This is a genomic window from Kitasatospora setae KM-6054, assembly GCF_000269985.1.
Classification (GTDB): Bacteria; Actinomycetota; Actinomycetes; order Streptomycetales; family Streptomycetaceae; genus Kitasatospora; species Kitasatospora setae.
Genome location: NC_016109.1, coordinates 7,663,846 through 7,689,666 on the forward strand (window position 1 = coordinate 7,663,846; position 25,821 = coordinate 7,689,666).

28 protein-coding genes are annotated in these 25,821 nt (G+C 75.0%); 15 read left to right on the top strand and 13 right to left on the bottom strand.

What is annotated here, in order from left to right; translation table 11 throughout:
- Positions 1-189: 189 nt before the first annotated feature.
- Together KSE_RS33560 and KSE_RS33565 are read left to right on the top strand one after the other, a co-directional pair.
- Complete coding sequence (locus KSE_RS33560) at positions 190-792, top strand: AAA family ATPase (RefSeq protein ID WP_051055509.1); 603 nt, start codon at positions 190-192, stop codon at positions 790-792.
- A 28-nt stretch (positions 793-820) separates the two neighbouring features.
- Positions 821-1,528 (top strand): GNAT family N-acetyltransferase, encoded by a 708-nt coding sequence (locus KSE_RS33565; protein ID WP_014139841.1) that lies wholly within the window; start codon positions 821-823, stop codon positions 1,526-1,528.
- A 107-nt stretch (positions 1,529-1,635) separates the two neighbouring features.
- On the opposite strand, the gene KSE_RS33570 is transcribed toward KSE_RS33565, so the two are convergent.
- Positions 1,636-1,827: a DUF5999 family protein gene (locus tag KSE_RS33570; protein ID WP_014139842.1), complete on the bottom strand. Its 192-nt coding sequence runs from the start codon at positions 1,825-1,827 to the stop codon at positions 1,636-1,638.
- Positions 1,828-2,103: 276 nt separating this feature from the next.
- Positions 2,104-2,787, bottom strand: coding sequence for a hypothetical protein (locus KSE_RS43135; RefSeq protein WP_014139843.1), 684 nt, complete (start codon positions 2,785-2,787; stop codon positions 2,104-2,106).
- Positions 2,788-3,156: 369 nt separating this feature from the next.
- Here KSE_RS43135 and KSE_RS33580 point away from each other — a divergent pair, with 369 nt between their 5' ends.
- The 3 genes from KSE_RS33580 to KSE_RS33590 all read left to right on the top strand — a co-directional run bounded on the left by KSE_RS33580 (position 3,157) and on the right by KSE_RS33590 (position 6,009).
- Positions 3,157-4,656: a glutamate--cysteine ligase family protein gene (locus KSE_RS33580; protein WP_014139844.1), complete on the top strand. Its 1,500-nt coding sequence runs from the start codon at positions 3,157-3,159 to the stop codon at positions 4,654-4,656.
- A gap of 173 nt (positions 4,657-4,829) precedes the next feature.
- Positions 4,830-5,618 (top strand): CPBP family intramembrane glutamic endopeptidase, encoded by a 789-nt coding sequence (locus KSE_RS33585; protein ID WP_014139845.1) that lies wholly within the window; start codon positions 4,830-4,832, stop codon positions 5,616-5,618.
- A 121-nt stretch (positions 5,619-5,739) separates the two neighbouring features.
- The gene (locus tag KSE_RS33590; protein WP_014139846.1) at positions 5,740-6,009 is read left to right on the top strand and encodes a hypothetical protein; all 270 of its coding nucleotides are present in this window, start codon (positions 5,740-5,742) and stop codon (positions 6,007-6,009) included.
- 17 nt (positions 6,010-6,026) lie between these two features.
- Here the strand turns inward: KSE_RS33590 and KSE_RS33595 are convergent, their stop codons facing one another.
- From KSE_RS33595 to KSE_RS33620, 6 genes are all read right to left on the bottom strand, one after another.
- Positions 6,027-6,545: an HAD domain-containing protein gene (locus tag KSE_RS33595; RefSeq protein WP_014139847.1), complete on the bottom strand. Its 519-nt coding sequence runs from the start codon at positions 6,543-6,545 to the stop codon at positions 6,027-6,029.
- Positions 6,546-6,626: 81 nt separating this feature from the next.
- Complete coding sequence (locus KSE_RS33600) at positions 6,627-7,892, bottom strand: MFS transporter (RefSeq protein ID WP_014139848.1); 1,266 nt, start codon at positions 7,890-7,892, stop codon at positions 6,627-6,629.
- A 42-nt stretch (positions 7,893-7,934) separates the two neighbouring features.
- Entirely contained in the window at positions 7,935-8,474 is a 540-nt protein-coding gene (locus tag KSE_RS33605) for a GNAT family N-acetyltransferase (protein ID WP_033259223.1), read from the bottom strand.
- 88 nt (positions 8,475-8,562) lie between these two features.
- Positions 8,563-9,261, bottom strand: coding sequence for a dienelactone hydrolase family protein (locus KSE_RS33610; protein ID WP_014139850.1), 699 nt, complete (start codon positions 9,259-9,261; stop codon positions 8,563-8,565).
- 181 nt (positions 9,262-9,442) lie between these two features.
- The gene (locus tag KSE_RS33615; RefSeq protein ID WP_033259231.1) at positions 9,443-10,846 is read right to left on the bottom strand and encodes a sugar porter family MFS transporter; all 1,404 of its coding nucleotides are present in this window, start codon (positions 10,844-10,846) and stop codon (positions 9,443-9,445) included.
- Between the two features lie 198 nt (positions 10,847-11,044).
- Positions 11,045-11,713 carry a pyridoxamine 5'-phosphate oxidase family protein gene (locus KSE_RS33620; RefSeq protein WP_014139852.1) on the bottom strand — a complete coding sequence of 223 codons (669 nt, stop codon included), beginning with the start codon at positions 11,711-11,713 and terminating at the stop codon, positions 11,045-11,047.
- Positions 11,714-11,747: 34 nt separating this feature from the next.
- Between KSE_RS33620 and KSE_RS33625 the strand changes: the two genes are divergently transcribed.
- Both KSE_RS33625 and ykgO read left to right on the top strand, forming a co-directional pair.
- The gene (locus tag KSE_RS33625; protein WP_014139853.1) at positions 11,748-13,064 is read left to right on the top strand and encodes an aminotransferase class I/II-fold pyridoxal phosphate-dependent enzyme; all 1,317 of its coding nucleotides are present in this window, start codon (positions 11,748-11,750) and stop codon (positions 13,062-13,064) included.
- A 110-nt stretch (positions 13,065-13,174) separates the two neighbouring features.
- Positions 13,175-13,297 carry a type B 50S ribosomal protein L36 gene (gene ykgO / locus KSE_RS33630; protein ID WP_014139854.1) on the top strand — a complete coding sequence of 41 codons (123 nt, stop codon included), beginning with the start codon at positions 13,175-13,177 and terminating at the stop codon, positions 13,295-13,297.
- Between the two features lie 83 nt (positions 13,298-13,380).
- Here ykgO and KSE_RS33635 read toward each other — a convergent pair whose 3' ends face one another.
- On the bottom strand, positions 13,381-14,739 hold the full coding sequence (locus KSE_RS33635; protein WP_033259230.1) for an NAD(P)/FAD-dependent oxidoreductase: 1,359 nt from the start codon (positions 14,737-14,739) through the stop codon (positions 13,381-13,383).
- A 200-nt stretch (positions 14,740-14,939) separates the two neighbouring features.
- On the opposite strand from KSE_RS33635, the gene KSE_RS33640 reads away from it, so the two are divergent.
- From KSE_RS33640 to KSE_RS33655, 4 genes are all read left to right on the top strand, one after another.
- On the top strand, positions 14,940-15,695 hold the full coding sequence (locus KSE_RS33640; protein WP_014139856.1) for a HipA family kinase: 756 nt from the start codon (positions 14,940-14,942) through the stop codon (positions 15,693-15,695).
- Entirely contained in the window at positions 15,695-16,093 is a 399-nt protein-coding gene (locus KSE_RS33645; RefSeq protein ID WP_014139857.1) for a DUF3037 domain-containing protein, read from the top strand. The genes KSE_RS33640 and KSE_RS33645 overlap by 1 nt, the downstream gene beginning before the upstream one ends.
- A gap of 102 nt (positions 16,094-16,195) precedes the next feature.
- Positions 16,196-16,651, top strand: a complete 456-nt coding sequence (locus KSE_RS33650) for a MarR family winged helix-turn-helix transcriptional regulator (RefSeq protein WP_014139858.1) — start codon at positions 16,196-16,198, stop codon at positions 16,649-16,651.
- A gap of 29 nt (positions 16,652-16,680) precedes the next feature.
- Positions 16,681-17,607: a DUF2797 domain-containing protein gene (locus KSE_RS33655; RefSeq protein WP_014139859.1), complete on the top strand. Its 927-nt coding sequence runs from the start codon at positions 16,681-16,683 to the stop codon at positions 17,605-17,607.
- Positions 17,608-17,628: 21 nt separating this feature from the next.
- Here the strand turns inward: KSE_RS33655 and KSE_RS33660 are convergent, their stop codons facing one another.
- Positions 17,629-17,985 (bottom strand): DUF6204 family protein, encoded by a 357-nt coding sequence (locus tag KSE_RS33660; protein WP_014139860.1) that lies wholly within the window; start codon positions 17,983-17,985, stop codon positions 17,629-17,631.
- A 93-nt stretch (positions 17,986-18,078) separates the two neighbouring features.
- On the opposite strand from KSE_RS33660, the gene purB reads away from it, so the two are divergent.
- Positions 18,079-19,518, top strand: a complete 1,440-nt coding sequence (gene purB, locus KSE_RS33665) for an adenylosuccinate lyase (protein WP_014139861.1) — start codon at positions 18,079-18,081, stop codon at positions 19,516-19,518.
- 103 nt (positions 19,519-19,621) lie between these two features.
- On the opposite strand, the gene KSE_RS33670 is transcribed toward purB, so the two are convergent.
- Entirely contained in the window at positions 19,622-20,545 is a 924-nt protein-coding gene (locus KSE_RS33670) for an NmrA family NAD(P)-binding protein (RefSeq protein ID WP_014139862.1), read from the bottom strand.
- Between the two features lie 104 nt (positions 20,546-20,649).
- On the opposite strand from KSE_RS33670, the gene KSE_RS33675 reads away from it, so the two are divergent.
- Positions 20,650-21,213, top strand: coding sequence for a TetR/AcrR family transcriptional regulator (locus KSE_RS33675; RefSeq protein WP_014139863.1), 564 nt, complete (start codon positions 20,650-20,652; stop codon positions 21,211-21,213).
- A 23-nt stretch (positions 21,214-21,236) separates the two neighbouring features.
- Here KSE_RS33675 and KSE_RS33680 read toward each other — a convergent pair whose 3' ends face one another.
- Both KSE_RS33680 and KSE_RS33685 read right to left on the bottom strand, forming a co-directional pair.
- On the bottom strand, positions 21,237-22,772 hold the full coding sequence (locus tag KSE_RS33680) for an MFS transporter (protein WP_014139864.1): 1,536 nt from the start codon (positions 22,770-22,772) through the stop codon (positions 21,237-21,239).
- 76 nt (positions 22,773-22,848) lie between these two features.
- Entirely contained in the window at positions 22,849-23,790 is a 942-nt protein-coding gene (locus KSE_RS33685; protein WP_014139865.1) for an AurF N-oxygenase family protein, read from the bottom strand.
- 142 nt (positions 23,791-23,932) lie between these two features.
- Here KSE_RS33685 and KSE_RS33690 point away from each other — a divergent pair, with 142 nt between their 5' ends.
- On the top strand, positions 23,933-24,913 hold the full coding sequence (locus tag KSE_RS33690) for a PHP domain-containing protein (RefSeq protein WP_014139866.1): 981 nt from the start codon (positions 23,933-23,935) through the stop codon (positions 24,911-24,913).
- 222 nt (positions 24,914-25,135) lie between these two features.
- Positions 25,136-25,810 (top strand): VOC family protein, encoded by a 675-nt coding sequence (locus tag KSE_RS33695; protein WP_033259221.1) that lies wholly within the window; start codon positions 25,136-25,138, stop codon positions 25,808-25,810.
- The last annotated feature ends 11 nt before the right edge of the window (positions 25,811-25,821 follow it).

A 25,821-nucleotide genomic window follows, 5' to 3' on the forward strand; every position in this document is an offset into this window, starting at 1 on the left:
CTGTAGCCCGCCCGGATCCGCCAATCCACCCGACCCCCGCCCCCGGAAACCGCCACGGCGGGAGCGGGGCCGCGTGCGCCGGACAGCGTGCCGAAGTAGTGGCCGAACGCCCGGTTCTCCCGCATGGGCACCACCATGGGCCGGACGTCCCCCGCCCGGACGGGACGTCAGCGCCGTTATGTTGGAAGGATGATGACCGTACTGGTGAACGGCCTGCCCGGGGCCGGCAAGAGCACCCTCGCCCGCGCGCTGGCCGCCGAGCTCGGCCTCCCGCTGTTCGGCAAGGACGCGGTGAAGGAGACCCTGGCCGACCGGCTCGCCCCGCTGTGCCCCGCCGACCGCTGGGAGTGGAGCCGGCTGCTCGGCGCCGCCGCCGGCGAGACGCTCTGGACGCTGCTGCGCGACGCCCGCGGCGCCGCCGTGCTGGAGGCGCCCTGGCTCGGTGACCCGCTGCGCCGGATCGTCCGGGCCGAACTGGACTCGGCCGGGGTCGGCGTGCCGCAGGAGGTCTGGTGCGACGTCCCGGTCGCGCTGGCCCGCCGCCGCTTCGAGGAGCGCGTCCCGCACCGGCACCCCGTGCACCCCGAGCGCCCCGGCGAGCCCGACCCGCGCTGGGACGCCTGGGCGCTCACCGCCGGACCGCTCGTCCTCGGCCCGGTGCACCGCGTCGACACCACCGGCCCGGTCGACGTCCCCGCCCTCGCCGCCGCCCTGCGCGCGGCGGTCCGCGCCGCCGCCGCACACCCCGGTGACACCGACGAAACCCGGGAGGTAAGCTTCAGAAGCCAGTAGAGACCATTACATGCCCAGGAGTGCGCCCATGCCCGACGACGCCACCGTCCCCGAACTCGTCCGGGCCTGGATCAGCGGCTGGACGACCTCCCGGGGCGCCGCCGACCCCGTCCCCGAGCCCTGGGGCTGGAGCGTCGACGTCGGCCAGGCCCGCCAGGTCTGGCGCCACGTCCTGCCGGCCCCCACCGAGGCGGACGTCCGCAAGCTCACCGAGGGCCCCGCCGCGCCCTGGACGTGGCTCAAGCTGTTCGGCGAGGAGGAACGGGTGCTGCCCTGGGTCGGCCCCGGCTGGCACCAGGACGGCCCCGGCTTCCTGATGACCCTCCCGCTGCGCCCCGAGCACCCCGTCGTCCCGGCCGGCTACCGGATCACCACCTGGCACCGCGGCGGTACCGTCCGGGCTCTGGTCCGCACCACCGCGGGCGAGTTCGCCGCCCGTGGCCAGGTCGGGCTCGGTCCCGGCACCCCGCTGGGCGGCCGGGTCGACGCCCCGCTGATCGCCGTCGCGGACCAGATCGAGACCGCCTCCGAGCACCGCCGCCGCGGCCTCGGCTCGCTGCTGATGCGCACCCTCCAGCACGAGGCGCACGCGGCCGGCGCGCGCACCGCCCTGCTGGTCGGCACCACCGAGGGCCGCGCCCTGTACGCCGCCCTCGGCTGGACGCTCCGCTCCCCGATGGCCAGTCTCTGGTACGACCCCGCCACCCCCACCGGCCGCCCGCCCGGCGGTTCCTGACCTCGCGGCAGCCGTCCGGACGCGCCGATGCCCGCCGGGAGCACGGGCTCCGGGCGGGCATCGGGACGGTACGAGGGGGAGTGAACGGGCAGGCGCGAGGCGGGAGTTCAGGCGGCGATCAGCAGGCTCCGGCGCGGGGCGACCACCCGGCCGTCCGGCAGCAGCTCACCGGTGTCGTCGAACAGCAGCACCCCGTTGCAGAGCAGGCTCCAGCCCTGCTCGGGGTGGCACGCGACCGGGACGGCGGCTTCGTGGTCGGCCGACTCGGCGGACGGACACTCGGTTCGGTGCTGGCACATCCTTGTACCTCGCTTCGCTGAAATATTGCACCGGATCAGGTGTGAAACGGCGTCAGCCGGGTAGGACGATTGGTCCTTCACCCGACCGTCACCAGTGTCCGACTCCGCGGCCGTTCGCGCAGCCATTTGGTGACATGCGCCACAGAACGAGCGCCGAGATCACCCGACCGGGCGGGCCGGGGCCCGATCCGCGCACGGACGGGCCATGCCGCACTGACCGGTTCGGATCAGTGCGGCATGGCCCGCCTGGGTGGTACGGGTGCCGGAGGCCCCGGTTCAGCCGATCAGCGCGGTCGCCCGGGCGGCCGGCGAACGCTCCAGCCGGGCCAGCAACTCGGCGGCCGGCAGCGCCTGGTGGGCGGCCACCCCGAGCGGGGCGGGGGCCAGCGGGATCAGCAGGTCGTCGCCGGGCCGGCCGCCGTGCAGCCAGAGCGCCGAGGCGTAGTGCTCGGGCAGCGGCAGCAGTCGGGGCTGGTAGCGCGTCGGCCCGCCGCGGGCCAGCTGCCAGGCTTCGCGCAGCGCCCGGACGGTGGAGTCGAGGAACGGCCCGGCGCTCAGGTGCGAGAAGACCGGCCCGTCCGGGCCGTTGACCACCTCGGCTGCCGCTATCACCCCGTCCAGCCCGTCCGCGGTGAACTCGCCGACGGCCAGCGGCCCGTACTCCCGCGCCTCGTCACCGCCGCCCCCGCCGTTCGCGCCGTTCGCGCCGCAGCCGCCGTGCCCGCAGGGGGCGGGCGCGGCGGGGTCGGCGCGCTCGGAGAGCAGGAAGCGCCAGCCCGTGCACTCGGCGCCGGCCAGCCGGGGCGCGGGCCCGCGCAGGGCGTGGACGGGCAGCGCCAGCAGCGGGCGGGGCCGGCCCGGTCCGGCGGTCGCCGGTGGCGGCAGTGCCGCTCCGGAGGCGAGGGCGGAGAGCACGGCGCGCAGGGCGCCGGCCGGGGGCGGGGACAGGTGCAGGGTCATGGCAGAGTCGCCTCTCCGTGCGAGATCGGCGGGTCGATGCGGCATACCGGCACGGCGTCGACTCTGAGGGGGGTCTGGCCGTGTCCGGTTGTGCATGGGCGCCGAATGGGGTGGGCGGGTCGTCGACGAGATCCCTCGACATCGTGGGCGTCTCGGACGGCCTGGACCGGGCCTGAGCGCGTGCGAATTCCATTCGAACAGGTGCGCAGGGTGACCTTCATATCACGTTCGGTTGCGTCGCACAAGTCGAGGAGTCGCTGACTTTCCGTCAGAAACCGTGCCTCGTCCTGGTGTTCGCATCGTGGGCTATCGATCTTCGGCCGGGGCATGATGCCTGGGCACTGTCGACCGAGGGGAGGGAAGGCACCCGTGGGCGAGAAGGTCGTGGCGACCAGGGCGGAGCTGGCCGACCGGCAGCTGTACCGCCGCAAGCTCCAGTCCTGTCTGGACGTACTGGAACGGATGCTCGGGGAGGAGCGGTTCGACCGCCCGAAGGCCATGATGGGCGTCGAGATCGAGCTGAACCTGGCGGACGACCAGGGCCTGCCGGTGCTCGGCAACGAACGGGTGCTGGACGCGATCTCCTCCGCGGACTTCCAGACCGAACTGGGCCGGTTCAACATCGAGGTGAACATCGCCCCGCGCCGCCTGACCGGCCACGTCTTCGAGGACCTGCGCGAGGAGCTCGACACCGGCCTGCGCTACGCCGACCGGCGGGCCGCCGAGGCCGGCGCCCGGATCGTGATGGTCGGCATCCTGCCGACCCTCGACCTGGAGCACGCCGGGCTGGACGCGATGAGCAGCAACGACCGCTACGGCCTGCTCAACGACCAGATCCTGGCGGCCCGCGGCGAGGACATCGCGCTCGACATCGACGGCGTCGAACGGCTGTCCGTCGACTCGGTCTCGATGGTCGCCGAGGCCGCCGCCACCTCGGTGCAGCTGCACCTGCAGGTCACCCCGGCCCGGTTCGCCTCGGTCTGGAACGCGGCCCAGTCGATCTGCGGCGTCCAGCTCGCGCTCGGCGCCAACTCGCCGTTCCTGTTCGGCCGCGAGCTGTGGCGGGAGACCCGCCCGGTGCTGTTCCAGCAGGCGTGCGACACCCGTTCGGCCGAGCTCAAGGCGCAGGGCGTGCGCCCCATCACCTGGTTCGGGGAGCGCTGGGTCGACTCCGCGCTCGACCTGTTCGCCGAGAACCTGCGGTACTTCCCCGCGCTGCTGCCGATCTGCGACGACGAGGACCCGGTCAAGGTGCTCTCCTCCGGCGGCGTCCCCCGGCTCGGCGAGATGCGGCTGCACAACGGCACCATCTACCGCTGGAACCGCCCGGTGTACGACGTCGCCGACGGCGTCGCCCACCTGCGGGTGGAGAACCGCTGCCTGCCCGCCGGCCCGACCGTGGCCGACACCCTGGCCAACGCCGCCTTCTTCTACGGCCTAGTGCGGGTGCTCGCCGAACAGCCCCGCCCGATCTGGGGCAGGCTCCCGTTCGACAAGGCCGACCAGAACTTCCAGCACGGCGCCCGGCACGGCATCGAGGCCGTCCAGTGGTGGCCGCGGCCCGGCCGCGGCGGCCGCGGCCTGGTCGAACTCCCCGCCACCGACCTGGTGCTGAACGAACTGCTGCCGCTCGCCCACCAGGGCCTGGACGAGTGGGGCATCGAGGCCCGCGACCGGGACCACTACCTCGGCATCATCGAGCAGCGCTGCCTGCGCCGCACCAACGGCGCCGCCTGGCAGGCCGCCACCGTGCACCGGCTGCGCGAGCAGCACAGCCTCGGCCCGAACGAGGCGATCGCCGCGATGACCCGCCGCTACGTCGAGCACATGCGCGGCGGCGAACCCGTGCACACCTGGCCGGTCGGCTGACGCCCCCGCCCCCGCCCCTGCCCCTGCCCGCGGCACCGGCGCCCGCGCGGGCGCCCGCGCCTGTCCCCGCACCACCTGCGGCGTTTCACGGACGCCTCATCTTCCTGTGAAAGGATGATCGGCCCGGGGCGGCAGCAAGGCCCCGGGCCGACCGTCCGCCCCCCGGGAGACCCGTGACCACCGCCTCGGCCGAACCCGCCACCACCCCCAGGACCCCCTCGCGCCGGCTGCTCGCCGCCGAACTGCTGATCGTCCTCGGGCTCTCCCTCGGCGCCAGCGGCGTCAGTTCGCTGATCAGCTTCCTCGGCTCGCTCACCGAACCGGCCCACCTCGGCAGCCAGGTCGCCACCCTGAACGCCTCCCGCGCCCCCGGCCGGCCCTGGCTCGACCTCGCCTGGCAGCTCTACTACGTCGCCCGCGGCCTGATGCCGGTCGTCCTGGTCGGCTACCTGCTGGTCCGCGAGGGCACCACGCTCCGGGTGCTCGGCTTCGACCTGCGCCACAAGCTCGCCGACCTCGGCCGCGGCACCCTGGTCGCCGCCGCCATCGGCGGCTCCGGCCTGGCCCTCTACCTGATCGCCCAGGCCGCCGACGTCAACCTCGCCGTCGCCCCCTCCGGCCTGCCCGAGGTCTGGTGGCGGATCCCCGTCCTGATCGCCTCCGCCTGGCAGAACGCCATCGTGGAGGAGGTCATCGTGCTCGGCTACCTGCTGCGCCGCCTCCAGCAGATCGGCTGGGGCTGGCCGGCCGCGGTCGCCGCCAGCGCTGTCCTGCGCGGCTCGTACCACCTCTACCAGGGCGTCGGCGGCCTGGTCGGCAACATGGTGATGGGCGTGGTCTTCTGCCTGCTCTACCGCCGCTGGCAGCGGGTCGGCCCGCTGGTCGCCGCCCACGCCCTGATCGACACCACCGCCTTCGTCGGCTACGCCCTGCTGGCCGGCCACGTCAGCTGGCTCCCGTAGCACCGGCCCCCGTGACACCGGCCCCCGCGCCGGGGGTACGCCTGACGGGGTGTCACCGACCGGCGGTAGGCTGGCCTCCGACAACGGCGGTACGGGCGTACGGTGAACGGGGGAGGGCGGCATGGACGAACAGTCGGCCCAGCACGGCGAGCGGGTCAGCCGGATCGCGGACGCGCTGCACAAGCTGACCGGCCGCCCGCCGGTCGTCGACCGCACCCGCACCGGCGCCACCCGGCTCTCCGTCCGGGTCTCCGAGCAGCCCGACGCCACCCAGGCCCTCGCCGTGCTCCGCGTCCTCAGCCTCGGCGACCGCTTCGGGCACAGCGACAACGCCCGCTGGGAGCGGGTCTGGGTCGAGATCGCCGACCGCCCCGCGCCCCCGCAGGACTGAACCCGCCCGGCCCGCCCTCAGCAGGCCCACGGGTTCGGCCAGGCCCGCGACGGCGGCCGCCGCAGCAGCCGGTCCACGTGCTCGCGCTGCAACCCCTGCGCCGGATCGACCGGCACCAGCAGCCGGTCCGCCCGCAGCACGCTGCGCCGCACCAGCCGCGGCGGGATGCAGTCGTCCACCCAGGCGAACGGGCGGCCCTGCGCGTGCCGCAGGATCGGCGCCCACTTGGTTGCCGAGAACAGCTCCATCAGCGGCACCCGCGGGTCCCCGGGCTGCGGCACGTACCCGCTGAACACCACCACCGGCAGCTCGGGCAGTCCGAGCAGCGGCGCGATGTGCAGATTGGCTTTGTCCTCCCAGGTGGTGGCCCAGACGATCTCGTAGCGGTCGGCCAGTTCGCGCAGCCAGTCGCCGTGCCGAGGTGACAGCAGCACGGAGTAGCCCAGCAGCGTGTGGGTGTCGAAATCGTCGTCGGGGTGCGGGAACACCGGGTTCAGCACCCCGTCGACGTCGAGGTACAGCAGAGGCTTGCCCATGCGCCAAACTCCCGGGGGTCGCGGCCAGTTACCTGATCGGACGAACCGAGGCCCCGGGAGGTTGCAAGCTGTCAGCCGCTGTCACCCGGAAGTGACGGACTCCGGTTCGCGGCCCCGCGTGGACGCCTCGGGAACCGCCCGCTCCAACCGCCGCACCTCCGGCACCAGCAGCACCAGGACGGCCAGCGCCGCGCAGACCAGCGCGCACCCCCACAGCGCCCCGGACAGGCCGAACACCGCCGCCGCCGGACCGGCCAGTCCGGTGCCCAGCGGCAGCAGCGCGAACGAGCCGAGCGAGTCGTACGCGGACAGCCGCGACAGCAGCTCCTCCGGCACCTCCTGCTGCAGCGCCACCATCCAGCCGACCAGGAACACCGTGGTGCCCACGCCCGCCAGGAACATCGCCGCCGCCACCAGCGGCAGCGGCCACCCCAGCGCCAGCGCCAGCGGCGGCAGCCCGAACAGGAACACCCCGCCGTTGCCGACCAGCAGCAGCCGGCGCGGCTGCCAGCGCGACATCAGCGGACCGGCCGCCACCATGCCGACGCTCAGCGCGGCCATCGCCACGCCCCACGCCCCGGCGCCGCCCATCCGCCGCTCGGCCACCACCGGCCCGTACACCGCCTCCACGGCGAGCACGCAGGCGTTCAGCACCGAGAACTGCGCCACGATCGCCCACAGCCACCGGCGGGCGGTGAACTCCCGCCAGCCGACCAGCAGTTCACGCACCAGGCCGGGCCGGGCCGGGCCGCGCTCGACGGCCGACGCCTCCAGGCCGACCCGCAGCGCCGCCGCGACGGCGAAGCAGGCCGCGTCCGCCGCCAGCACCCAGCCCGGCCCGACCACCGCGACCAGCACGCCGCCGAGCGCCGCGCCCGCGATCGAGGCGCCGTTCATCGCCATCCGGAACACCGAGAACGCCTTCGCCGCGTGTTCGGGCGGCACCGCCTGCAGGATCACGCCCTCGGCGGCCGGCGCGTAGAACGCCTGCCCCGCGCCGCCCGCCGCCGAGAGCAGCACCAGCGCCCACAGGCTCGGCTGCCCGCACAGCACCAGCGCGGCCAGCACGGCCTGCGAACCGGCGTTGAACAGGTTCGCCCCGACCATCACCAGGTGCCGCGGCAGCCGGTCCGCGACCGCGCCGCCGACCAGCAGCAGCACCACCAGCGGCACCGTCCGGGCGAGGGCGACGTAGCCGACCTCGGTGCCGCCCCAGCCCGCGCCGGAGTGCAGGACGGCGAACGCGGTGGCGATCGGGGCGGCGGCGTTGCCCAGCCCGCTCACCACCGTCGCCGCCGTCTGGATGCGGTAGTTGCGGCCGGCCCAGGCCGGATCGAGGAAGCTCACCGCCCGACCATGGACCCGCCGCACCCCCGCTGTCCAGCGGTTTTATCCCCGGCCGCCGCTCCACTCGGCTGCCAGCAGCCCCAGCACCGCCTCGTCCTCGAACCGCCCCAGCACCCACGCCGACCGGCGCAGCACCCCCTCCCGGACGAAGCCCGAGCGCTCCGCCGCCGCGATCATCGCCGCGTTGCGCGCCAGCGTCTCCACCTGCAGCCGCTGCAGCCCCCGCACCTCGAACCCGTACCGGCACATCACCCGCACCGCGTCCGCCCCCAGCCCGCGCCCGCGGAACGCCGGCCGCAGCGCCAGCCCCAGGTGCGCCACCCGGTTGTGCTGATCGATCCCCCACACCACCGCCTCCCCGACCAGCTCGCCCCCGGCCCGCTCCACCACCGAGAACACCGCCGCGTCCTCCACCGGCCCCTCCACCCGGTACGGCGACTGCCCCGACTCCACCGGCACCGGCCGCCAGGCCCGCGAATCGGCCCCCGCCCGCGTCTCCACGTCCCCGTACAACTCCTCGTGCAGCACCGCCACGTCACTCTCGACCCGGGCCCGCAGCACAACCTTCTCACCAAGTAGCATGTGACATTTCCTAGCACCGCGCGCCCCACCCGCACCACCGATTTCCCCGCCGGAGCCGGTTCCGCCGGAGCCGGTTCGGGGCCGGGCCTCAGCCCAGGTGGCCCCACAGGAAGCTCAGCGTGCGCCGCCAGGCGATCTCGGCCTGCAGCGGGTCGTACGTGCTGGGGGTCTTCTCGTCGTTGAGGAAGGCGTGCCCCGCCGGGTAGAAGTGGATCTCGGGGCGGCGGCCGGTCGCCTCGCCGATCCGGGCGGCGGCTTCGTCGACGACCGGGACGGGCAGGGAGGCGTCCTGTTCGCCGAAGTGGCCGAGGACGTGGGCGGTGAGGCCGTCGTAGCGGTAGTCCGGGTCGGGCAGGCCGTAGAAGGGGACGGCGGCGGCGATCCGGTCGCCCTCCCGGACGGCGAGCCGGAGGGCGAGGCCGCCGCCCATGCAGAAGCCGGCGACGCCGATCGCGTCGCCGACCGTCGCGGGGTGGGCGAGCAGGTGGTCGACGGCGGCGGCGAGCTGTTCGGCGGCGTGCTCGACCGGCAGTTCCCGCTTCATCCGGGCGGCTTCGTCCCGGTCGTGGGTGACGGTGCCGCCGTACAGGTCGGGCGCGAGGGCGGTGAAGCCGGCCGCGGCGAGGCGGTCGGTGAGGTCGGCGACGTGCCGGGTCAGGCCCCACCACTCCTGGACCACCAGGACGCCGGGGCCGAGGCCGGCGGGCGGCAGGGCGAGGTGGCCGTGCAGGGTGCTCCCGGTGCCGGCGGGGCCGGGGAAACTGGTGTTCTGGCGGGCGGCGCCCATGGCCTCTCCGTCGGGACGGCCGCTCGCGGCAGCGGGTGGCGGCGCGCGGCGGGCAGCGGGTTCGACTGAACGTTCCGGACGTTCCGGGCGCACTCTATGCGCAGCGGGTGGCGGCATCCACGCCCGCCACCCGCCTCCGCCCGACCCGTCGACTGCCGGTCAGCAGTCGGACGGGTGCCGTTCAGCCCATCTCCTCCAGGGACTTGCCCTTGGTCTCCTTGATGCAGAACGCCACGAACGGGATCGACAGCAGCGCGAAGCAGGCGTAGATGACGTACGTCGCCGACAGGTTCCAGTCGGAGAGGTTGGGGAAGGTGACGGTGATCGCCCAGTTGGCGATCCACTGCGCGGACGCGGCGACCGACAGGGCGAGCGCCCGGATCCGGTTCGGGAACATCTCGCCGAGCAGCACCCAGACCACCACGCCCCAGGAGAAGGCGAAGCAGAACACGAAGACGTGCGCGGCGACCAGTGCCGTGGTCGCGTACGCGTCGTCCAGGGTCGCGCTGTCACCGGTGCCCTGCCGGAAGGAGAACGCCCAGGCGGCCAGGCCGAGCGAGACGGCCATGCCGGCCGAGCCGGCCAGCGCCAGCGGCTTGCGGCCGATCCGGTCGACCAACAGCATCGCGACCACGGTGCCGACCACGTTGACGATCGAGGTGGAGAGCGAGATCAGCAGCGAGTTGGACTCGTCGATGCCGACCGACTGCCACAGGAACGACGAGTAGTAGAAGATCACGTTGATGCCGACGAACTGCTGGAACACCGAGGCGCCGATGCCGATCCAGACGATCGGCAGCAGCCCGAACCGCCCGCCCAGCAGGTCCTTCAGCCGCGGCTTGTGCTCGCTGTGCAGCACCTGCCGGATCTCGGCGACCCGGGCGTCCAGGTCGACGTCCGCGCCCTCGACCTCGGCCAGCACCTTGCGGGCCTGCGCCTCCCGCCCGTCGGAGATCAGGTAGCGCGGCGACTCGGGGATGGAGAGCGCCATCAGGCCGTAGACGATCGCGGGCACGGCCTCCACGCCGAGCATCCACTGCCAGGCCTGGACGCCCGCCAGGTGGTTGGTGGACTCGCCGCCGGCCGCCTGGTTGAGCGCCCAGTTGACGAGCTGCGAGACGGTGATGCCGAGCACGATCGCCATCTGCTGGAAGGAGGCCAGCCGGCCCCGGTACGCGGTCGGCGCGACCTCGGCGATGTAGGTCGGGGCGATCACCGAGGCGATGCCGATCGCGATGCCGCCCAGCACGCGCCACACCCCGAGCACCTCGATGCTGGGCGGGAACATCGAGCCGACGCCGCTGATCGCGAACAGCACCGCGGCGAGCAGCATGGTGCGCACCCGCCCGTAGTGGTCGGCCAGCCAGCCGGCCGCCACGGCACCGGCCGCCGAGCCGAGCAGCGCGATCGCGACCACGAACGCGGTCTCGCCGTTGCCGACGCCGAAGTGCTTCTGGATGCCGGTGACCGCCCCGTTGATCACCGCGCTGTCGTAGCCGAACAGGAAGCCGCCCATCGCGGCGGCGGCGGAGATGAACACCACGTGCCCGAGGTGTTCGTCCCTGGTGGCGGAGTGGGTACCCAGTGGTCTCTCCCTACGTGACGATCCGTCCCGGTAAGGGCGGAAATATCCGGAGGTAATTCGACCAGCGGCTACCCCGTCGTCCGCGTCCGACACGCCCGCAGCCGATGAACCGTCAGTCCGACGAACGCCCACCGCCCGCCGCCGGTACCGCCATCCGCCGCAGCGCCCGCCCCGCCCCGGCCGGTCGGGGCGGGCCGGCTAGCGCAGCGCGGACAGGTAGGCGGGCGGCTCGGTGCCGGCCGCGGTGTGCGGCGAGGCGGCGGGCGGGCCGTAGGCGGGGGCGACCGGGACGACGCCCGCCCAGTACGGCAGGTCGAGGTCCTCGGGCTCCTCGTTGACGCCGCCGGTGCGGGTCTTGGCCGAGACCCGGTCCAGCTCCAGCCGGATCACCGCGGTGGCCGCGACCTCCTTGGCGTTGCCCGGGCGGCAGTCGGCGGAGCGGCCCGGCACCACCTGGTCGACGATCGCGTCCAGCGCCAGGCGCAGCTCCGCGGGGTCGGTGACCTGGTACGCGGTGCCGTGGGCCACCACCGAGCGGTAGTTGGCGGAGTGGTGGAAGGCGGACTTGGCCAGCACCAGCCCGTCCACGTGGGTGACGGTCACGCAGACCGGCAGGCCCCGCTCGTCCTTCGCGCCGCGCAGCGGCCGGCTGCCGGTGGAGCCGTGCAGGTAGAGGCGGTCGCCGACCCGGGCGTACAGGGTGGGCAGCACCACGGGGGCGCCGTCCCGGACGAAGCCGAGGTGGCACAGGTAGCCGGCGTCCAGGATCGCGTGCACCGTCTCCTCGTCCCAGGCGGCGCGCTCCTTGGAGCGGGTGGGGGTGGTGAGCTCGTCGCGGGTGTACGACCCGCCGGTGCGGTCCGACATGACAGATCCTCTGCACTAGTGCATAATCTTCTTTGTGCTAGGAGAGTATCGGATCACCGGTCGGCGGGCCAGCGAGATCGCCGCCGACGTCGAACGCGCCGTCGCAGCGGGGGAGTTGGCCCCGGGCGCCACCCTGCCCCCGCTGCGCGACCTGGCCGCCGAGCTCGGGATCAACCCGAACACGGTGGCCGCCGCCTACCGCCTGCTGCGCGAACGCGGCGTGATCGAGACCGCCGGGCGGCGCGGCAGCCGGATCCGCCCCCGGCCGGTCACCGCCCCCCGCGACCAGGCCCGGCTGCCCGTCCCGCCCGGCGCCCGGGACGTCTCGGCCGGCAACCCCGACCCCGCCCTGCTGCCGCCGCTCGGCCCCGCGCTGGCCGCCGCGGCCGCCGGTCCGCCGGTCCTGTACGGCGACCCGGTCGCCGAGCCCGAACTGCTCGCCGGCTACCGCGCCGAGTTCCGCGCCGACGGCGCCCCCGAGGGCGAACTCGCGGTCTGCTCGGGCGCGTTGGACACCATCGCCCGGGTCCTCAGCGCCCACCTGCGCCCCGGCGACGCGGTCGCCGTCGAGGACCCGGGCTGGGGCAGCGTGCTCGACCTGCTGCCCGCGCTCGGCCTGCGCGCCGTGCCCGTCCCGGTCGACGACCAGGGCCCGCTGCCCGACCCGGTCGCCGCCGCGCTCGACCACGGCGCCCGCGCGCTGATCGTCACCAGCCGCGCCCAGAACCCCACCGGCGCCGCCCTCACCCCCGGGCGCGCCGCCGCCCTGCGCGCCGTGCTGGCCGCCCGCCCCGCCACCGTCCTGATCGAGGACGACCACGGGCACGGCATGGTCGACCAGCCCTTCCAGTCCCTCGCCACCGGCACCGTCACGCACTGGGCGCTGGTCCGCTCCGCCGCCAAGGAGCTCGCCCCCGACCTGCGGGTCGCCGTCTGCGTCGGCGACGCCGACACCGTCGCCCGGGTGCTGGGCCGCCAGCGCCTCGACGCCGGCTGGGTCAGCCACCTGCTCCAGCGCGCCGTCCTCGAACTGCGCCGCCACCGCCCGGCCCCCGCCCCCGTCTACCGGGCCCGCCGCGAGGCCCTGCTCGCCGCCCTCGCCGCGCACGGCGTCCGGGCGCACGGCGTCAGCGGGCTGAACGTCTGGATCCCCGTCCCCGACGAGACCGCCGCCGCCGCCGCGCTGCTCCAGCGCGGCTGGGTCACCGCCCCCGGCGCCCGCTTCCGGCAGGACTCCCCGCCCGGCATCCGGATCACCGTCTCCACCCTCGACCCCGCCGACGCCCCCGCCCTGGCCGCCGCCGTCGCCGCCGTCCTGCACGCCCCGGCGGCCGGCTCCCGGCTCACCTGACCCGGGCCGGGCGCGCCCGGGCCGGGTCCGCGCGGAATAACCGGTGGCCCACCCCGGTTCCAGTCCCCGGGGGCCGAACGACCAGGCAACGACCAGGAGAGGACCCGTCCATGCGCATCCGAAACTCGCTCCGCTCGCTGAAGGCCAAGCCCGGCGCGCAGGTGGTCCGCCGGCGCGGGCGCACCTTCGTGATCAACCGGAAGGACCCGCGCTTCAAGGCCCGCCAGGGCTGACGGCGCGGCCAGGGCCGACGGCGCGGAAGGGCCCCCGACCGGATCGCCTTCCGGCCGGGGGCCCTTCCGCGCGGGCGCGTCGCTCAGCCCTTGGCCAGCAGCGCCTGCGCGTGCTCGCGGACCTGGTCGCGGGACAGGTACGCGTCGGTGTACTCGAAGTCCCGCAGCCGGGCGGGCTGCCGGGCCAGGAAGCCGGTGCGGACGAAGTCGTCGCCCGCCGTCGCGTTGAGCAGCCAGTTCGCCGCCGTCCGGTACTTCGCGCTGTTGGTGCGCATCGCCATCACGTGGTAGCCGCGGGCCACCACCTGGGCGGGCGCGCCGTGCAGTTCGACGCCCATCGGCTTGGAGACCGCGTCCTTGCCGCCGAGGTCGACGACCAGGCCCAGGTCCTTGTGGAAGTACGGCTCCAGCGGCTGGTTGCGCAGCGCCGCGACCAGGTTCTCGGCGACCCGCTTGCCCTGCCGGGCCGAGTGCTGCGCGGTCGGCGGGCAGACCGCGCCGTCGCCCTTGGCGAGGTCCGGGACGGCCGCCGCGTCGCCGAGCGCGAACACGCCCTCGAACTGCGGCACCCGCATCTCCGCCGTCACCGCGAGCCGCCCGCGCACCGTCTCCGCGTCCAGCGTGCCGATCAGCGGCGAGGCGGCCACCCCGGCCGTCCAGATCAGGGTCCGGCAGGGCAGCGACCGCCCGTCGGTGAACTTGACGTTCTCCGGGCCGACTTCGGCCACCGACACGCCCAGCGAGACGTCCACGCCGCGCTTGCGCAGGATCTCCATCGCGGTGGTGCCGAGCTTGTCGCCGAGTTCGGGCATCAGCTTCGGCGCGATGTCGATCAGGTGCCACTTGATCAGCTGCGGGTCCAGCCGCGGGTAGCGCTTGACCGCCGCCGTGGTCAGCCGCTGCAGGCAGGCCGCCGTCTCGGTGCCCGCGTAGCCGCCGCCGACCACCACGAACTGCAGCCGGGAGGCCCGCTCCTGCTCGTCCATCGACGCGGACGCCAGGTCGAGCTGGGCGATCACGTGGTCGCGGATGTAGGTGGCCTCGGCGAGCGTCTTCATGCCGCGCGCGTAGTCCGTCAACCCGGGGATGTCGAAGGTCCGGGTGACGCTGCCCGGCGCGAGCACCAGGTAGTCGTACTTCTCCGCGACCACCTCGTCGGTGATCTTGCGGACCACCGCGACCTTCGACCGCGGATCGATGCCGATCGCCCCGCCCGGCACGATGTGGGTGCGCCGCAGCGAGCGCCGCAGCGAGATCGCCACCGACTGCGGGGTCAGCACCCCGGCCGCGACGTGCGGCAGCAGCGGCAGGTACAGCTGGTACGAGAACGGCGTGACCAGGGAGATCTCCGCCTCGGAGGGAGCGAGCTTGCGTTCCAGACGGCGCGCGCACTCCAGTCCGGCGAAGCCGCCGCCGACGATCAGGATCCGAGGTCGTTCCATCTTCATCCCCTACGGTGTGCGGGTCCGTGCAGGTCCGTGAGTAGCAAGGACGACTGTTGGACACACTCGCACGGGGTAACGGCGGGTGCATCTCCAACGTCCGCCACGCGCCTGCCCGCCCGCCGCCCGACCATGCCCCGCCCGCCGCCGGAGCGCGCACCCCGCCCGGGCCCCGCCGGCGGGGCCGCTAGGCTGTCCGGATGCTCTCCGAAGTGACAGCCGTCCGCTACGCGGCGCCGCTGCGCGAAGGCGGTTCGATGCCGGGCCTGATCGAGGCCGACGACCGCCGCCTCTACGTCCTGAAGTGGGTCGGCGCGGCCCAGGGCCGCAAGGCGCTGGTGGCCGAGGTGCTGGCCGGCGAACTCGGCCGCCGGCTCGGGCTGCCGGTGCCCGAACTCGCCCTGGTCGACCTGGACCCGGTGCTCGCCCGCAGCGAGCCCGAGGTGCAGATCCAGGAGCAGATGCGGGCCAGCGGCGGCACCAACCTCGGCATGGCGCACGTCGCCGGGGCGCTGAACTTCGACCCGCTCTGCTTCGACGTCGACACCGACCTCGCCGCCCGGGTGCTCTGGTTCGACGCCCTGATCAGCAACGTCGACCGCTCCTGGCGCAACCCCAACCTGCTGGTCGCGCCCGGCGGCCTGCGGCTGATCGACCACGGCGCCAGCCTGGTCTTCCACCACAGCTGGCCGGGCGCCGAGAAGTGGCGCCGCAAGCCGTACGACGCCTCCGACCACGCGCTGCGGCACGCCGCCGGCCTGCTGCCGGCCGTCGACGCCGAACTCGCCGCGCTCGCCGAACGGGCGCTGCCCGCCGCCGTCGCCGCCGTCCCCGACGTCTGGCTGGCCGACGAGCCCGGCTTCGCCACCCCCGCGGACGTCCGCGCCGCGTACACCGCACAGCTCACCGCCCGCCTCGCCGGGCCCCGCGACTGGCTCCCGGAGGTGGCGTCCTGATGGGGCCCGACCACGAACAGCCCCGCCACGACTACGAGTACGCGCTGATCCGGGCGGTCCCCCGGGTCGAGCGCGGCGAGTGCGTCAACATCGGCGTCCTGCTCTACTGCCGCAACGCCGAGTACCTGGGCGCCCGCACCCACCTCGACCAGGGGCGGCTGCTCGCCCTGGACGCGCTCGCCGACGTCGCCGGGGTGCGGCGCGCGCTGCGCGGCATCGAGGCGGTCTGCGCGGGCGGCGAGGCCGCCGGACCGGCCGCCCGGGACGGCGCCGGACAGCGCTTCCGCTGGCTCACCGCCCCGCGCAGCGCCGTCGTCCAGCCCGGCCCCGTGCACACCGGGCTGACCGCCGACCCGGACGCGGAACTGCACCACCTGTTCGACCGGCTGGTGCTCTGAGCGACGGGGGCCGTCCCGGGACGGCCCCCGGCCCGCACCGGCGCACCACGTGCCGGAACCGACCCTGGAGCCACCGAAACGAATGGGCGTACCCTGACCGCCATGGGCAGCAGCACAGGCACCGGCGCCGCCGCCGGCACCGCACCCTCCACCCACGAACTGATGGAACGCGTCGCCGCCGTCGGCACCGCCTACTTCCAGGACTTCGCCGCCGCCGCGGCCCGCCACGGCCTCAACTCCTCGCAGGCCAAGGCCCTCAAGGAGGTCCTCGAACCCGTCCCGATGCGCGCCCTGGCCGGCCGGCTCGGCTGCGACGCCTCCAACGTCACCGGCATCGTCGACCGCCTCGAAGCACTCGGCTACGCCCGCCGCGAGCCCGCCGCCACCGACCGCCGGGTCAAGATCGCCGCCATCACCGACCAGGGCCGCGACGTCCTGGACCGGATCCGCGAGGACATGACCCGGGCCCGCACCGCCTTCGACAGCCTCGACCCGGAGCAGCGCACCGCCCTGGCCGGCCTCTGCGACCAGGTGCTGCCGCTGCTGCTCCGCCCGTGACCGTCAGTCGCGTGCCGTACGCTCACCGGATGCACCAGGAGCAGGAGCAGGGCAGCGGCGGCTGGACCGCCACCGGGCTGCGCTGGCAGGACGGCGCGCCCCGGCTCACCGCCACCGACGGCCGCGAGCGGCACGACCGGCCGCTCGCCGACGGCACCCCCGTCGCCTGGCGGATCACCGGCCCGCGCCGCTGCACCGGCGCGCACACCGAGCGCGGCCACCGCCCCTGCCCGCACCGCGCCACCGTCCCGGCCGAGGGCACCGTCAGCCAGTGCCCCGGCTGCCAGAACGCCGACCGCGGCCTGCAACTCGCCCGCGACCGGATCGTCGACGACGGCCGCGCCTACCGGCTCTACCTCGCCTGGTTCGCCCCCGGCCTGCTCAAGGTCGGCCTCACCGCCGAGGAGCGCGGCACCGTCCGCCTGCTCGAACAGGCCGCCCTCGCCTGGACGTTCATCGCGCACGGCCCGCTGCCCGCCGTCCGCCGGGCCGAACTCGCCCTCGCCCACGCCAGGCTGGCCCGCGAAAGGATCCCGGCCGCCGCCAAGTACCCGGCCTGGTGGAGCCTGCCCGCCCCCGGCCAGCGAGCGGCCGACCTCACCGCCGCCCGCGCCCGCGCCCACCGGCTGCTCGCCGAGCGCGGCCACGACGGGCTCACCCCGCTGACCGACCACCCCGTCGTCGACCAGGTCGAGCTCTACGGCCTCACCGACGGCGCCCCCGACCACTACCAGCAGGTCAAGGCCCTCACCGACGGCGCCCACCTGGCCGGCCGGCTGCGCCGCCCGATCGGCGGCCACCTCTTCGTCGACCGCCCCGACGGCCCCCCGCTGCTGCTCGACACCCGCCTGCTCACCGGCTGGACCCTGCACCCCGCCCCCGACACCGCCGGCTGCGACGGCCTGGCCCTGCTCCCCAGGACCAGGCCCGCCGCCGAACAGGACACGCTGTTCTGAGCGGGCGGCCCGCCGCGGCCCTCAGCTCTTCCTCCGGGCCTCCTGCTTCTGCCGCGCGCCCAGCGCCGCCAGCGTCATGTCCTGCGCCTGGGACTTCAGGTTCTTGTAGCCGTAGCCGCGGTCGGTCAGCCACAGCTCCGCCGCGGTCTCGGCCCGCACCGACGCCGCCACCACGTCCTCCTCCGCCTCGCCGTGCTCCAGGAAGCGGAAGGTGAAGAACGGGCGCGCCGCCAGGTCGTACGTCAGGTGCCCCTCCTCGGTGAACTCCGCGCGCAGCACGTCGTGCTCGGCGGCCGCGGCCCGCAGCTCGGCCCGCTGCTCGTCGGTCAGGGCGTCGAAGGAGCCGCGGACCATGATCCGGAAAGTGCGCTTGGTCATGCCCGGACCCTAACCCGCGGGGTCCGCCGCGCTCATCCCGGTTTCCGGACGCGCTTCGTCCTCGCCCGACCTGGACTGTTAGGCTTGCGAAACGTGAGCGCGAAGCCCAAGATCCCCAATGTCCTGGCCTCCCGGTACGCCTCGGCGACCCTGGCCCAGCTGTGGTCCCCCGAGCACAAGGTGGTCCTGGAGCGCCACCTGTGGCTGGCCGTCCTCAAGGCGCAGCAGGACCTCGGCATCGAGGTGCCGGCCACCGCGATCGCCGACTACGAGCGGGTCGTCGACCAGGTCGACCTGGCGTCCATCGCCAACCGCGAGAAGGTCACCCGGCACGACGTGAAGGCCCGGATCGAGGAGTTCTCCGAGCTCGCCGGGCACGAGCAGATCCACAAGGGCATGACCTCGCGCGACCTCACCGAGAACGTCGAGCAGCTGCAGATCCGCCAGTCGCTGGAGCACGTCCGCGACCGCACGGTGGCCGTGCTGGTCCGCCTCGGCCGCCTCGCCGCCCAGTACGGCGAGCTGGTCATGGCCGGCCGCTCGCACAACGTCGCCGCCCAGGCCACCACCCTCGGCAAGCGCTTCGCCACCGCCGCCGACGAGGTCCTGGTCGCCTACGTCCGGCTGGAGGAGCTGATCGCCCGCTACCCGCTGCGCGGCGTCAAGGGCCCGGTCGGCACCTCCCAGGACATGCTCGACCTGCTGGGAGGGGGCAGCCAAGGCACGGAGAAGCTCGCCGAGCTGGAGCGCCGGGTGGCCGGCCACCTCGGCTTCGAGAACGTCTTCACCTCGGTCGGCCAGGTCTACCCGCGCTCGCTCGACTACGACGTGGTCTCCGCCCTCGTCCAGCTCGCCGCCGGCCCGTCCAGCCTGGCCAAGACCATCCGCCTGATGGCCGGCCACGAGCTGGTCACCGAGGGCTTCAAGGCCGGCCAGGTCGGCTCCTCGGCGATGCCGCACAAGATGAACACCCGCTCCTGCGAGCGCGTCAACGGCCTCGCCGTCATCCTGCGCGGCTACGCCTCGATGACCGCCGAGCTCGGCGGCGACCAGTGGAACGAGGGCGACGTCTCCTGCTCCGTGGTCCGCCGGGTCGCGCTGCCGGACGCGTTCTTCGCCTTCGACGGCCTGCTGGAGACCTTCCTGACCGTCCTCGACGAGTTCGGCGCCTTCCCCGCCGTCATCGAGGCCGAGCTCGACCGCTACCTGCCCTTCCTGGCCACCACCAAGGTCCTGATGGGCGCGGTCCGGGCCGGCGTCGGCCGCGAGGCCGCCCACGAGGTCATCAAGGAGCACGCGGTCGCCGCCGCGCTCGCCATGCGCGAGGGCGCCCGCGAGAACACCCTCGTCCCGGCGCTGGCCGCCGACGCGCGCATCCCGCTCGACCACGCCGCGCTCGACGCCCTGCTGGCCGACCGCCTCTCCTTCACCGGGGCCGCGGCCGCCCAGGTCGGCGAGCTGGTCCGCCGCATCGAGGAGGTGGCCGCCGCCCACCCGGAGGCCGCCAAGTACACGCCCGGCGACATCCTCTGACGATCCGTCAGCGCTGACGGCGGCCCGCCCCGGAGCACTGCTCCGGGGCGGGCCGCCGCGGTCTGTCCGGAGCGGCGCCCCGGAGCGGTGCCCCCGGGGCGGCTCAGGCGGCGGTCCGCAGGCGGGTGCGCGCCCACTCCTCGAAGCCGGTCGGGTCGATGCCCAGCGCGCGGGCGAACCGCGGCCGGGCCGGCTGGTCGAACGCCTCCATGAAGGCGTGGGTGGCGCCCATGTCCCCCATGCCGGCGGCGCGGGCCTGCTCCTCGGTCATGTCCGGAGCCGTCAGCGGGACGCCGAGGGCGCGGGAGAGGACCTCGGCGATCTCGGTCATGGTCAGGTGGTCGCCCGCCAGCTCCAGTTCCACCCGGTGGAACCCGGCGGGGTCGGCGAAGGCGGCCGCCGCGGCCCGGCCGACGTCCTCGGTGGTGACCAGGGCCAGGTGGGTGCCCGGTTTGACGAGCGTGACCAGGCCGCCCGCGACGCCGCGCGGGAAGTAGAACCCCATGGACGGCTCGAAGTTCTCCATGAAGAACGACGGCTTGATCAACGTCCAGGAGGGGAAGTCGAGTTCGCGCAGCCGCGCCTGGATCGCCGCCTTCGCGCCGAGCGGGGCCTCCAGCGCCGCCCACCGCCCTTCGGCCCAGCCGGGCGCCTCGACGTGCCGGTCCACGCCGCTGGTGGAGGACTGGACGAACTGCTCCACCCCGGCGGCCCGCGCGGCCGTCATCAGGTGCTCCGCCTGCCGGACCTCGCCGTCGAAGTCGAACCCCCGCCCGGTGTGCGCGGGCATCTGCACGGAGAAGACGGCCCGCACGCCGTCCAGGGCCGCTTCGAGGGTCGCGGGTTCGGTGAGGTCGCCCACGGACAGGACGGCGCCGAGCCGTTCGACGGCCCGCGCGCGCGGCGCGTCCGGGTCGCGGACCAGGGCGCGCACCGGCGTCCCTCCGGCGAGCAGGGCGCGGGCGGTGGCGCCGCCCTGGCGGCCGGTGGCGCCGGTGACGAGGACCGGTGCGGCGGCAGTGCTCATGCGGGCGTCTCCTGGCGGTCGCGGGCGGCGAAAACGGCGGGGTCCGCCGTTTCGTGCTCGCTACGATACGACGTGGCCCGCCACCGGACAATGCTGGAGAGACCATGACCGGCCAGCGCTCGGACGCCCGCCGCAACCGCGCCCACATCCTCGCCGTGGCCGAGGCCGAGGTGGCCGCCCGGGGAGCCGCGGCGTCCCTGGAGCGGATCGCCCGCACCGCGGGCGTCGGATCGGCCACCGTGCGGCGCCACTTCCCCACCCGCAAGGCCCTGCTCGAAGCCGTCTTCCAGCAGCGCGTCCACGACCTGTGCGAGCGCGCCCGCGCGCTCGGCGACGAACCGGACAGCCGCTCCGCGCTGGTCGGGTGGCTGCGCGAACTGCTCGCCTACGCGCTCGCCGCCCGCGGCCTGGCGGACGTCCTCTCCTACGAACCCCTCCAGGACGGGGCCGCCCAGGACTCCTGTGCCCCGGCCATCGGCGCCGCCGCCGCCCCGCTGCTGCGCAAGGCCGTCGACGACGGGACGGTCCGGGCGGACGTCACCATCGACGACCTGCTCGTGCTGGTCGTCGGGATCGCCCTGGCCACCGAGGACTACGCCGACCCGGCCGCGCGGGCGGACCGCGCCTTCCGGCTCGCCGTCGCCGGCCTCGACGCCCCCGGCACCTGACCGCCCTGCACGACCGCCCCGGCTCAGGAACCGTCCCGCCCCGGCTCGGGACCCGCCCCGCCCGGGTGGATCGGGGGCGTGGTCGGCGCGCAGTACCAGTCGCAGTCCGGTTCGGCGACCGGGTGCGGCGGGGCCAGGGCGTCGGAGCGGACGGTGGCGAAGGCCAGCACGGCGCCGGTGGCGAGCAGCGCGGCGCAGATCAGCATCGCGGTGGTGAAGGCGGAGTCGACCTCGGCCGGGACGCGGTAGGCGTCGCCGGTCAGCCCGGCCAGCGGCGGGATCGCGGCGACCGCGAACAGGCCGGCCGCCCGGGCGGCCGCGTTGTTGACGCCGGAGGCGATGCCGGCCCGGCGGACGTCCACGGCGGCCAGCACGGTCGCGGTCAGCGGGGCGACCAGCAGGGTCATCCCGGCGCCCTGCACGGTGACGGCGGGCAGCACGTCCAGCCAGTAGTTCGCGCCGGGCCCGATCCGCAGCATCAGCAGCACCCCGGCGGCCACCACCAGCGGCCCCGCCGTCAGCGGCAGCCGGGGCCCGACCGCCCGGCCGAGCTTCCCGGCCCGGCCGGAGAACAGCAGCATCAGCACGGTGATCGGCACCAGCGCCACGCCCGACAGCAGCGGGGTGAACCCGGCGACGATCTGCAACTGCACGGTCAGCAGCAGGAACACCGCGCTGAACGCCCCGTACACGCAGAGCGTGACCAGGTTGACCGAGGCGAACAGCCGGGAGCGGAACAGCGACAGCGGCAGCATCGGGTTCGCCGAGCGGCGCTCGACCAGGACGAACGCCCCGGCCAGCGCCAGGCCCGCCAGCCCGGCCGCGACCGCGCCCGGGGTCAGGCCGGAGCCCGCCTCGGTCAGCGCGTAGGTGATCCCGGCCAGCGCGAGCGCCGCGAGCAGCGCGCCCGGGACGTCGAAGCGGCCGGACGCGTCCGGGTCGCGGCTCTCCGGGACGTGCCGGGCGGTGACCGCGACCACCACCGCGGCCAGCGGCACGTTCAGCAGGAAGATCCACCGCCAGCCCGGCCCGTCCACCAGCCAGCCGCCCAGGAACGGCCCGACCGCCGCCGCGACGCCGCCCAGCCCCGACCAGGCCCCGACCGCGCCCGCCCGGTCCTCCTCGGCGAACACCGCCTGCAGCATCGCCAGCGAGCCGGGCGTCAGCAGCGCCCCGCCCACCCCCTGCAACGCCCTTGCCAGCACCAGCAGTTCGACGTTCGGCGCGGCCGCGCAGCCGGCCGAGGCGAGGGCGAACCAGCACACCCCCAGCAGGAACACCCGCCGCCGCCCGTACCGGTCGCCGAGCGAGCCGCCGAGCAGGATCAGCGCGGCCAGCGTCAGCATGTACGCGTTGACCGTCCACTGCAGCGCGGACAGGTCCGCGCCCAGCTCCTCGCCGATCCGCGGCAGCGCGACGTTCACCACCGTGCCGTCCAGCATCGCCATGCCGGAGCCCAGCGCCGTCGCCGCCACCACCCACCGGCCGCGACCCGTGCCGAGGCGGATCCCGCCGCCGTTCCCGCCGCCGTTCCTGCCGCCGCTCCCGTTGTCGCTCACGCTCCGAGTCTCGGGCAGCGGGGCCGGGGACGGCAGACCGGCGCGCGGACGGAACGGCCAGGGCTGCACGGAACGGTCAGGGCAGCAGTGAGGCGCGGCGCCAGGCGCGGGCGGTGGCCGGGGTGAGGATCCCCAGCTCGGCGAAGAACTCCAGCGCCTTGCGCGCCCAGTCGATCCGGGCCCGCCGCCAGTGCGGGTTGGCCTCGGCGGCGCGCCGGGCCTCGGCCGGGTCGAACCCGGACAGCGCGTACACCCGGGGGTGCACGACCTCGTCCACCGCCTGCCGGGCCAGCAGCGCCAGCGCCCGCCGGAACACCGCCCGCCGGGCCGGGCTCATCGCCGCCCAGCGGCGCTCCAGCTCGGGCTTGGCGTAGCCGATGTGCCGGGCCTCCTCGACCACGTGGATCCGGGCCACCGAGCGGGCCAGCGGCTGCAACGACTCGTCGCGGACCATCTCGCGCTGCATCGCGTCGGTGAACTCCTCGACGAAGATCGCCCCGGCGAAGGTCATCGTGGTGTCGTTGAGCAGGAAGTGCAGCTTGCCGAGCCGGTCCGCGCGCCGGGTCGGCCGGGCCGAGGGGTAGCCGGTCGCGGTGATGTAGCGGGCGAACATGGTGGAGTGCCGGCACTCGTCCGCGACCTCGGTCAGCGCGTACTGGGCGTGCCCGGTGGTCAGGTCGCCCGCGTAGACGTGCCGGATCAGGCCCTCCATCAGCACCAGTTCGAACCAGATCCCGGCCGCCGTGGTGGACGCGAACTGGTGCGTGCTCAGCCGGGCCCGCCCGCGCTCGTCCAGCCGCTCCCACAGCGGGGTGCCGTACAGCGCGACGCGGTGCGCGGGCAGCGCGTAGTGGTCCGGGTCGACGGGGGCGGACCAGTCGATCTCGGTGAGCGGGTCGTGCGAGTGCTTCGCGGAGGCGCGCAGCAGGCGGGCGGCGTTCAGCTCGCGGTCGGCGTTGCGCTGCCGGGCGGGGAGCGGCGGGAGGGGGTGCTGCGACGGTGCGGCGGTGTCGGACACGGGCGGGCTCCGGAGGGTGGGGGCGGCGAGGGGCTCCGGGACGAGTAAACCAATGAGACAGAGTGTCAACAAGGGGTTCGGGCAGATCAGCGCCCGCCCCCGCCCGGGTGCGGCCCCGCCCGGCCCCCCGCAGACTGGCCGCATGGACCCGGTCACCGCCCTGGAACGCATCGCCTTCCTGCTGGAACGCGAACTCGCCGACCCGCAGCGGATCGAGGCGCTCCGCACCGCCGCCGAGACCGCCGCCGCGCTGCCGCCCGAACCGATCGACGCCGCCCAGGCCGCACGCCTCCCCGGCGTCGACGCCGTCACCGCCCGGGTGATCGCCGACGCCTCGGTCGGCCGCAGCCCCCAGTACCTGCTGGAGACCGAGGCCCGCGCCGCCGCCGGACCCGCCCCGACCGCCGCCGCGATCCGCCTGCGCGAGAAACTCCAGGGCGACTGCCACCTGCACTCCGACTGGTCCGTCGGTACCGCCTCGCCCGAGCGGATGGCCCGCACCGCCCGCGCCCTCGGCCACCACTGGGCCGCCCTCACCGACCGCGGCCTCGCCCCCGACCGGCTGCGCGAACAACTCGACCTGATCGAGCAGCTCAACCCCCGGCTCGCCCCGTTCCGCCTGCTCACCGGCACCGAGTGCGAGATCCTCCCGGACGGCACGCTCGACCAGGACGAGGACCTGCTCCGCCGACTCGACGTGGTCGTCGCCGCCGTCCACACCGACCCCGGCGACGACCCCGCCGCCACCACCCGCCGACTGCTCGCCGCCGCCCGCAACCCACTGGTCGACGTCCTCGGCCACTGCACCGGCCGCCGACTCGGCGAACACCCCCGCCCGCCCGCCGAGTTCGACGCCGACGCGGTCTTCACCGCCTGCCGCGAACACGACACCGCCGTCGAGATCAACTGCCACCCCGACCGCCGCGACCCACCCGACGACCTGCTGGCCCGCGCCGCCGACCTCGGCTGCCTCTTCGCGATCGACACCGACGCCCACGCCCCCGGCCAACTCGACTGGCAGCTCGACGGCTGCGGGCGGGCGGCGGCCCTGGGGTTGGACGCGGAGCGGGTGGTGACGGCGTGGTCGGTGGACCATCTGCTGGCGTGGACGGGGGCGCGCTGAGGGGGCGCCTGCGGCGGGCTTGGGAAGGGGGGGAGGGGAGGGGGCAGCTCGACGGCTGCGGGCGGGCGGTGGTTCTGGGGTTGGACGCGGAGCGGGTGGTGACGGCGTGGTCGGTGGACCATCTGCTGGCGTGGACGGGGGCGGGCTGAGGGGGCGCCTGTGGCGGGCTCGGGTGGCGGGGCGCGGTGAGGGGGTGTCAGTGCGGGGCGTTACGCTGCGCGGATGACTGACGTGCACGAAGTGGTGAGGATCAGGCCGTTGGCGTTCCACGCGGCGGGTGGGACCGAGGACTGGCGGGTGCTGGGGGAGGGGGCGTGCGCGTTCTTCCGGACGGGGTCGTTCGGGGCCGGGGCCCGGCTGGTCGGGGCGATCGGGGAGGCGCTGGAGGGCGTCGGCACCGCGGACGTCGACCTGCGGCCGGAGGGCGTGACCGTCCGGCTGATCGAGGCCGGCGGGGAGTACTACGGCCTGACCGAGCGTCACGTCGAGCTGGCCCGGCTGGTCTCGGCCGCCGCCCGTGAGCTCGGCGCGGTCGCCGATCCGGCCGGCCTGCAGACCGTCCAGGTCACCGTCGACGCGCTGGACGTGCCCGCCGTGGTCGCGTTCTGGCGGGCGCTGCTCGGCTACCGGGACCGCGCGGGCAGCCCGGAGGACCTGATCGATCCGGCCCGGCGCGGCGCCCCGTTCTACTTCCAGCAGATGGACGAGCCCCGCCCGCAGCGCAACCGGGTGCACGTGGACGTCTGGGTCCCGCACGACCTCGCCGAGGCCCGGATCGCCGCCGCGATCGCGGCCGGCGGCCGCCTGGTCACCGACGAGCACGCCCCGAACCACTGGGTGCTGGCCGACCCGGAGGGCAACGAGGCGTGCGTCGGCGCGGCGGGCGCGGCGGGCTGAGCGCGGGGGAG

Excerpts from the sequence above, each read along its gene's own strand:
- KSE_RS33605 (WP_033259223.1), bottom strand. The coding sequence starts at position 8,474 with ATGCTACTTGGTGAGAAGGTTGTGCTGCGGGCCCGGGTCGAGAGTGAC.
- KSE_RS33570 (WP_014139842.1), bottom strand. The coding sequence starts at position 1,827 with ATGTGCCAGCACCGAACCGAGTGTCCGTCCGCCGAGTCGGCCGACCAC.
- KSE_RS33590 (WP_014139846.1), top strand. The coding sequence starts at position 5,740 with ATGGACGAACAGTCGGCCCAGCACGGCGAGCGGGTCAGCCGGATCGCG.
- KSE_RS33560 (WP_051055509.1), top strand. The coding sequence starts at position 190 with ATGATGACCGTACTGGTGAACGGCCTGCCCGGGGCCGGCAAGAGCACC.
- KSE_RS33610 (WP_014139850.1), bottom strand. The coding sequence starts at position 9,261 with ATGGGCGCCGCCCGCCAGAACACCAGTTTCCCCGGCCCCGCCGGCACC.
- KSE_RS33690 (WP_014139866.1), top strand. The coding sequence starts at position 23,933 with ATGGACCCGGTCACCGCCCTGGAACGCATCGCCTTCCTGCTGGAACGC.
- KSE_RS33695 (WP_033259221.1), top strand. The coding sequence starts at position 25,136 with ATGACTGACGTGCACGAAGTGGTGAGGATCAGGCCGTTGGCGTTCCAC.
- KSE_RS33650 (WP_014139858.1), top strand. The coding sequence starts at position 16,196 with ATGGGCAGCAGCACAGGCACCGGCGCCGCCGCCGGCACCGCACCCTCC.
- KSE_RS33675 (WP_014139863.1), top strand. The coding sequence starts at position 20,650 with ATGACCGGCCAGCGCTCGGACGCCCGCCGCAACCGCGCCCACATCCTC.
- KSE_RS33645 (WP_014139857.1), top strand. The coding sequence starts at position 15,695 with ATGGGGCCCGACCACGAACAGCCCCGCCACGACTACGAGTACGCGCTG.
- KSE_RS33655 (WP_014139859.1), top strand. The coding sequence starts at position 16,681 with ATGCACCAGGAGCAGGAGCAGGGCAGCGGCGGCTGGACCGCCACCGGG.
- KSE_RS33595 (WP_014139847.1), bottom strand. The coding sequence starts at position 6,545 with ATGGGCAAGCCTCTGCTGTACCTCGACGTCGACGGGGTGCTGAACCCG.
- KSE_RS33620 (WP_014139852.1), bottom strand. The coding sequence starts at position 11,713 with ATGTCGGACCGCACCGGCGGGTCGTACACCCGCGACGAGCTCACCACC.
- ykgO (WP_014139854.1), top strand. The coding sequence starts at position 13,175 with ATGCGCATCCGAAACTCGCTCCGCTCGCTGAAGGCCAAGCCCGGCGCG.
- KSE_RS33635 (WP_033259230.1), bottom strand. The coding sequence starts at position 14,739 with ATGGAACGACCTCGGATCCTGATCGTCGGCGGCGGCTTCGCCGGACTG.
- KSE_RS33660 (WP_014139860.1), bottom strand. The coding sequence starts at position 17,985 with ATGACCAAGCGCACTTTCCGGATCATGGTCCGCGGCTCCTTCGACGCC.
- KSE_RS43135 (WP_014139843.1), bottom strand. The coding sequence starts at position 2,787 with ATGACCCTGCACCTGTCCCCGCCCCCGGCCGGCGCCCTGCGCGCCGTG.
- KSE_RS33670 (WP_014139862.1), bottom strand. The coding sequence starts at position 20,545 with ATGAGCACTGCCGCCGCACCGGTCCTCGTCACCGGCGCCACCGGCCGC.
- KSE_RS33565 (WP_014139841.1), top strand. The coding sequence starts at position 821 with ATGCCCGACGACGCCACCGTCCCCGAACTCGTCCGGGCCTGGATCAGC.
- KSE_RS33640 (WP_014139856.1), top strand. The coding sequence starts at position 14,940 with ATGCTCTCCGAAGTGACAGCCGTCCGCTACGCGGCGCCGCTGCGCGAA.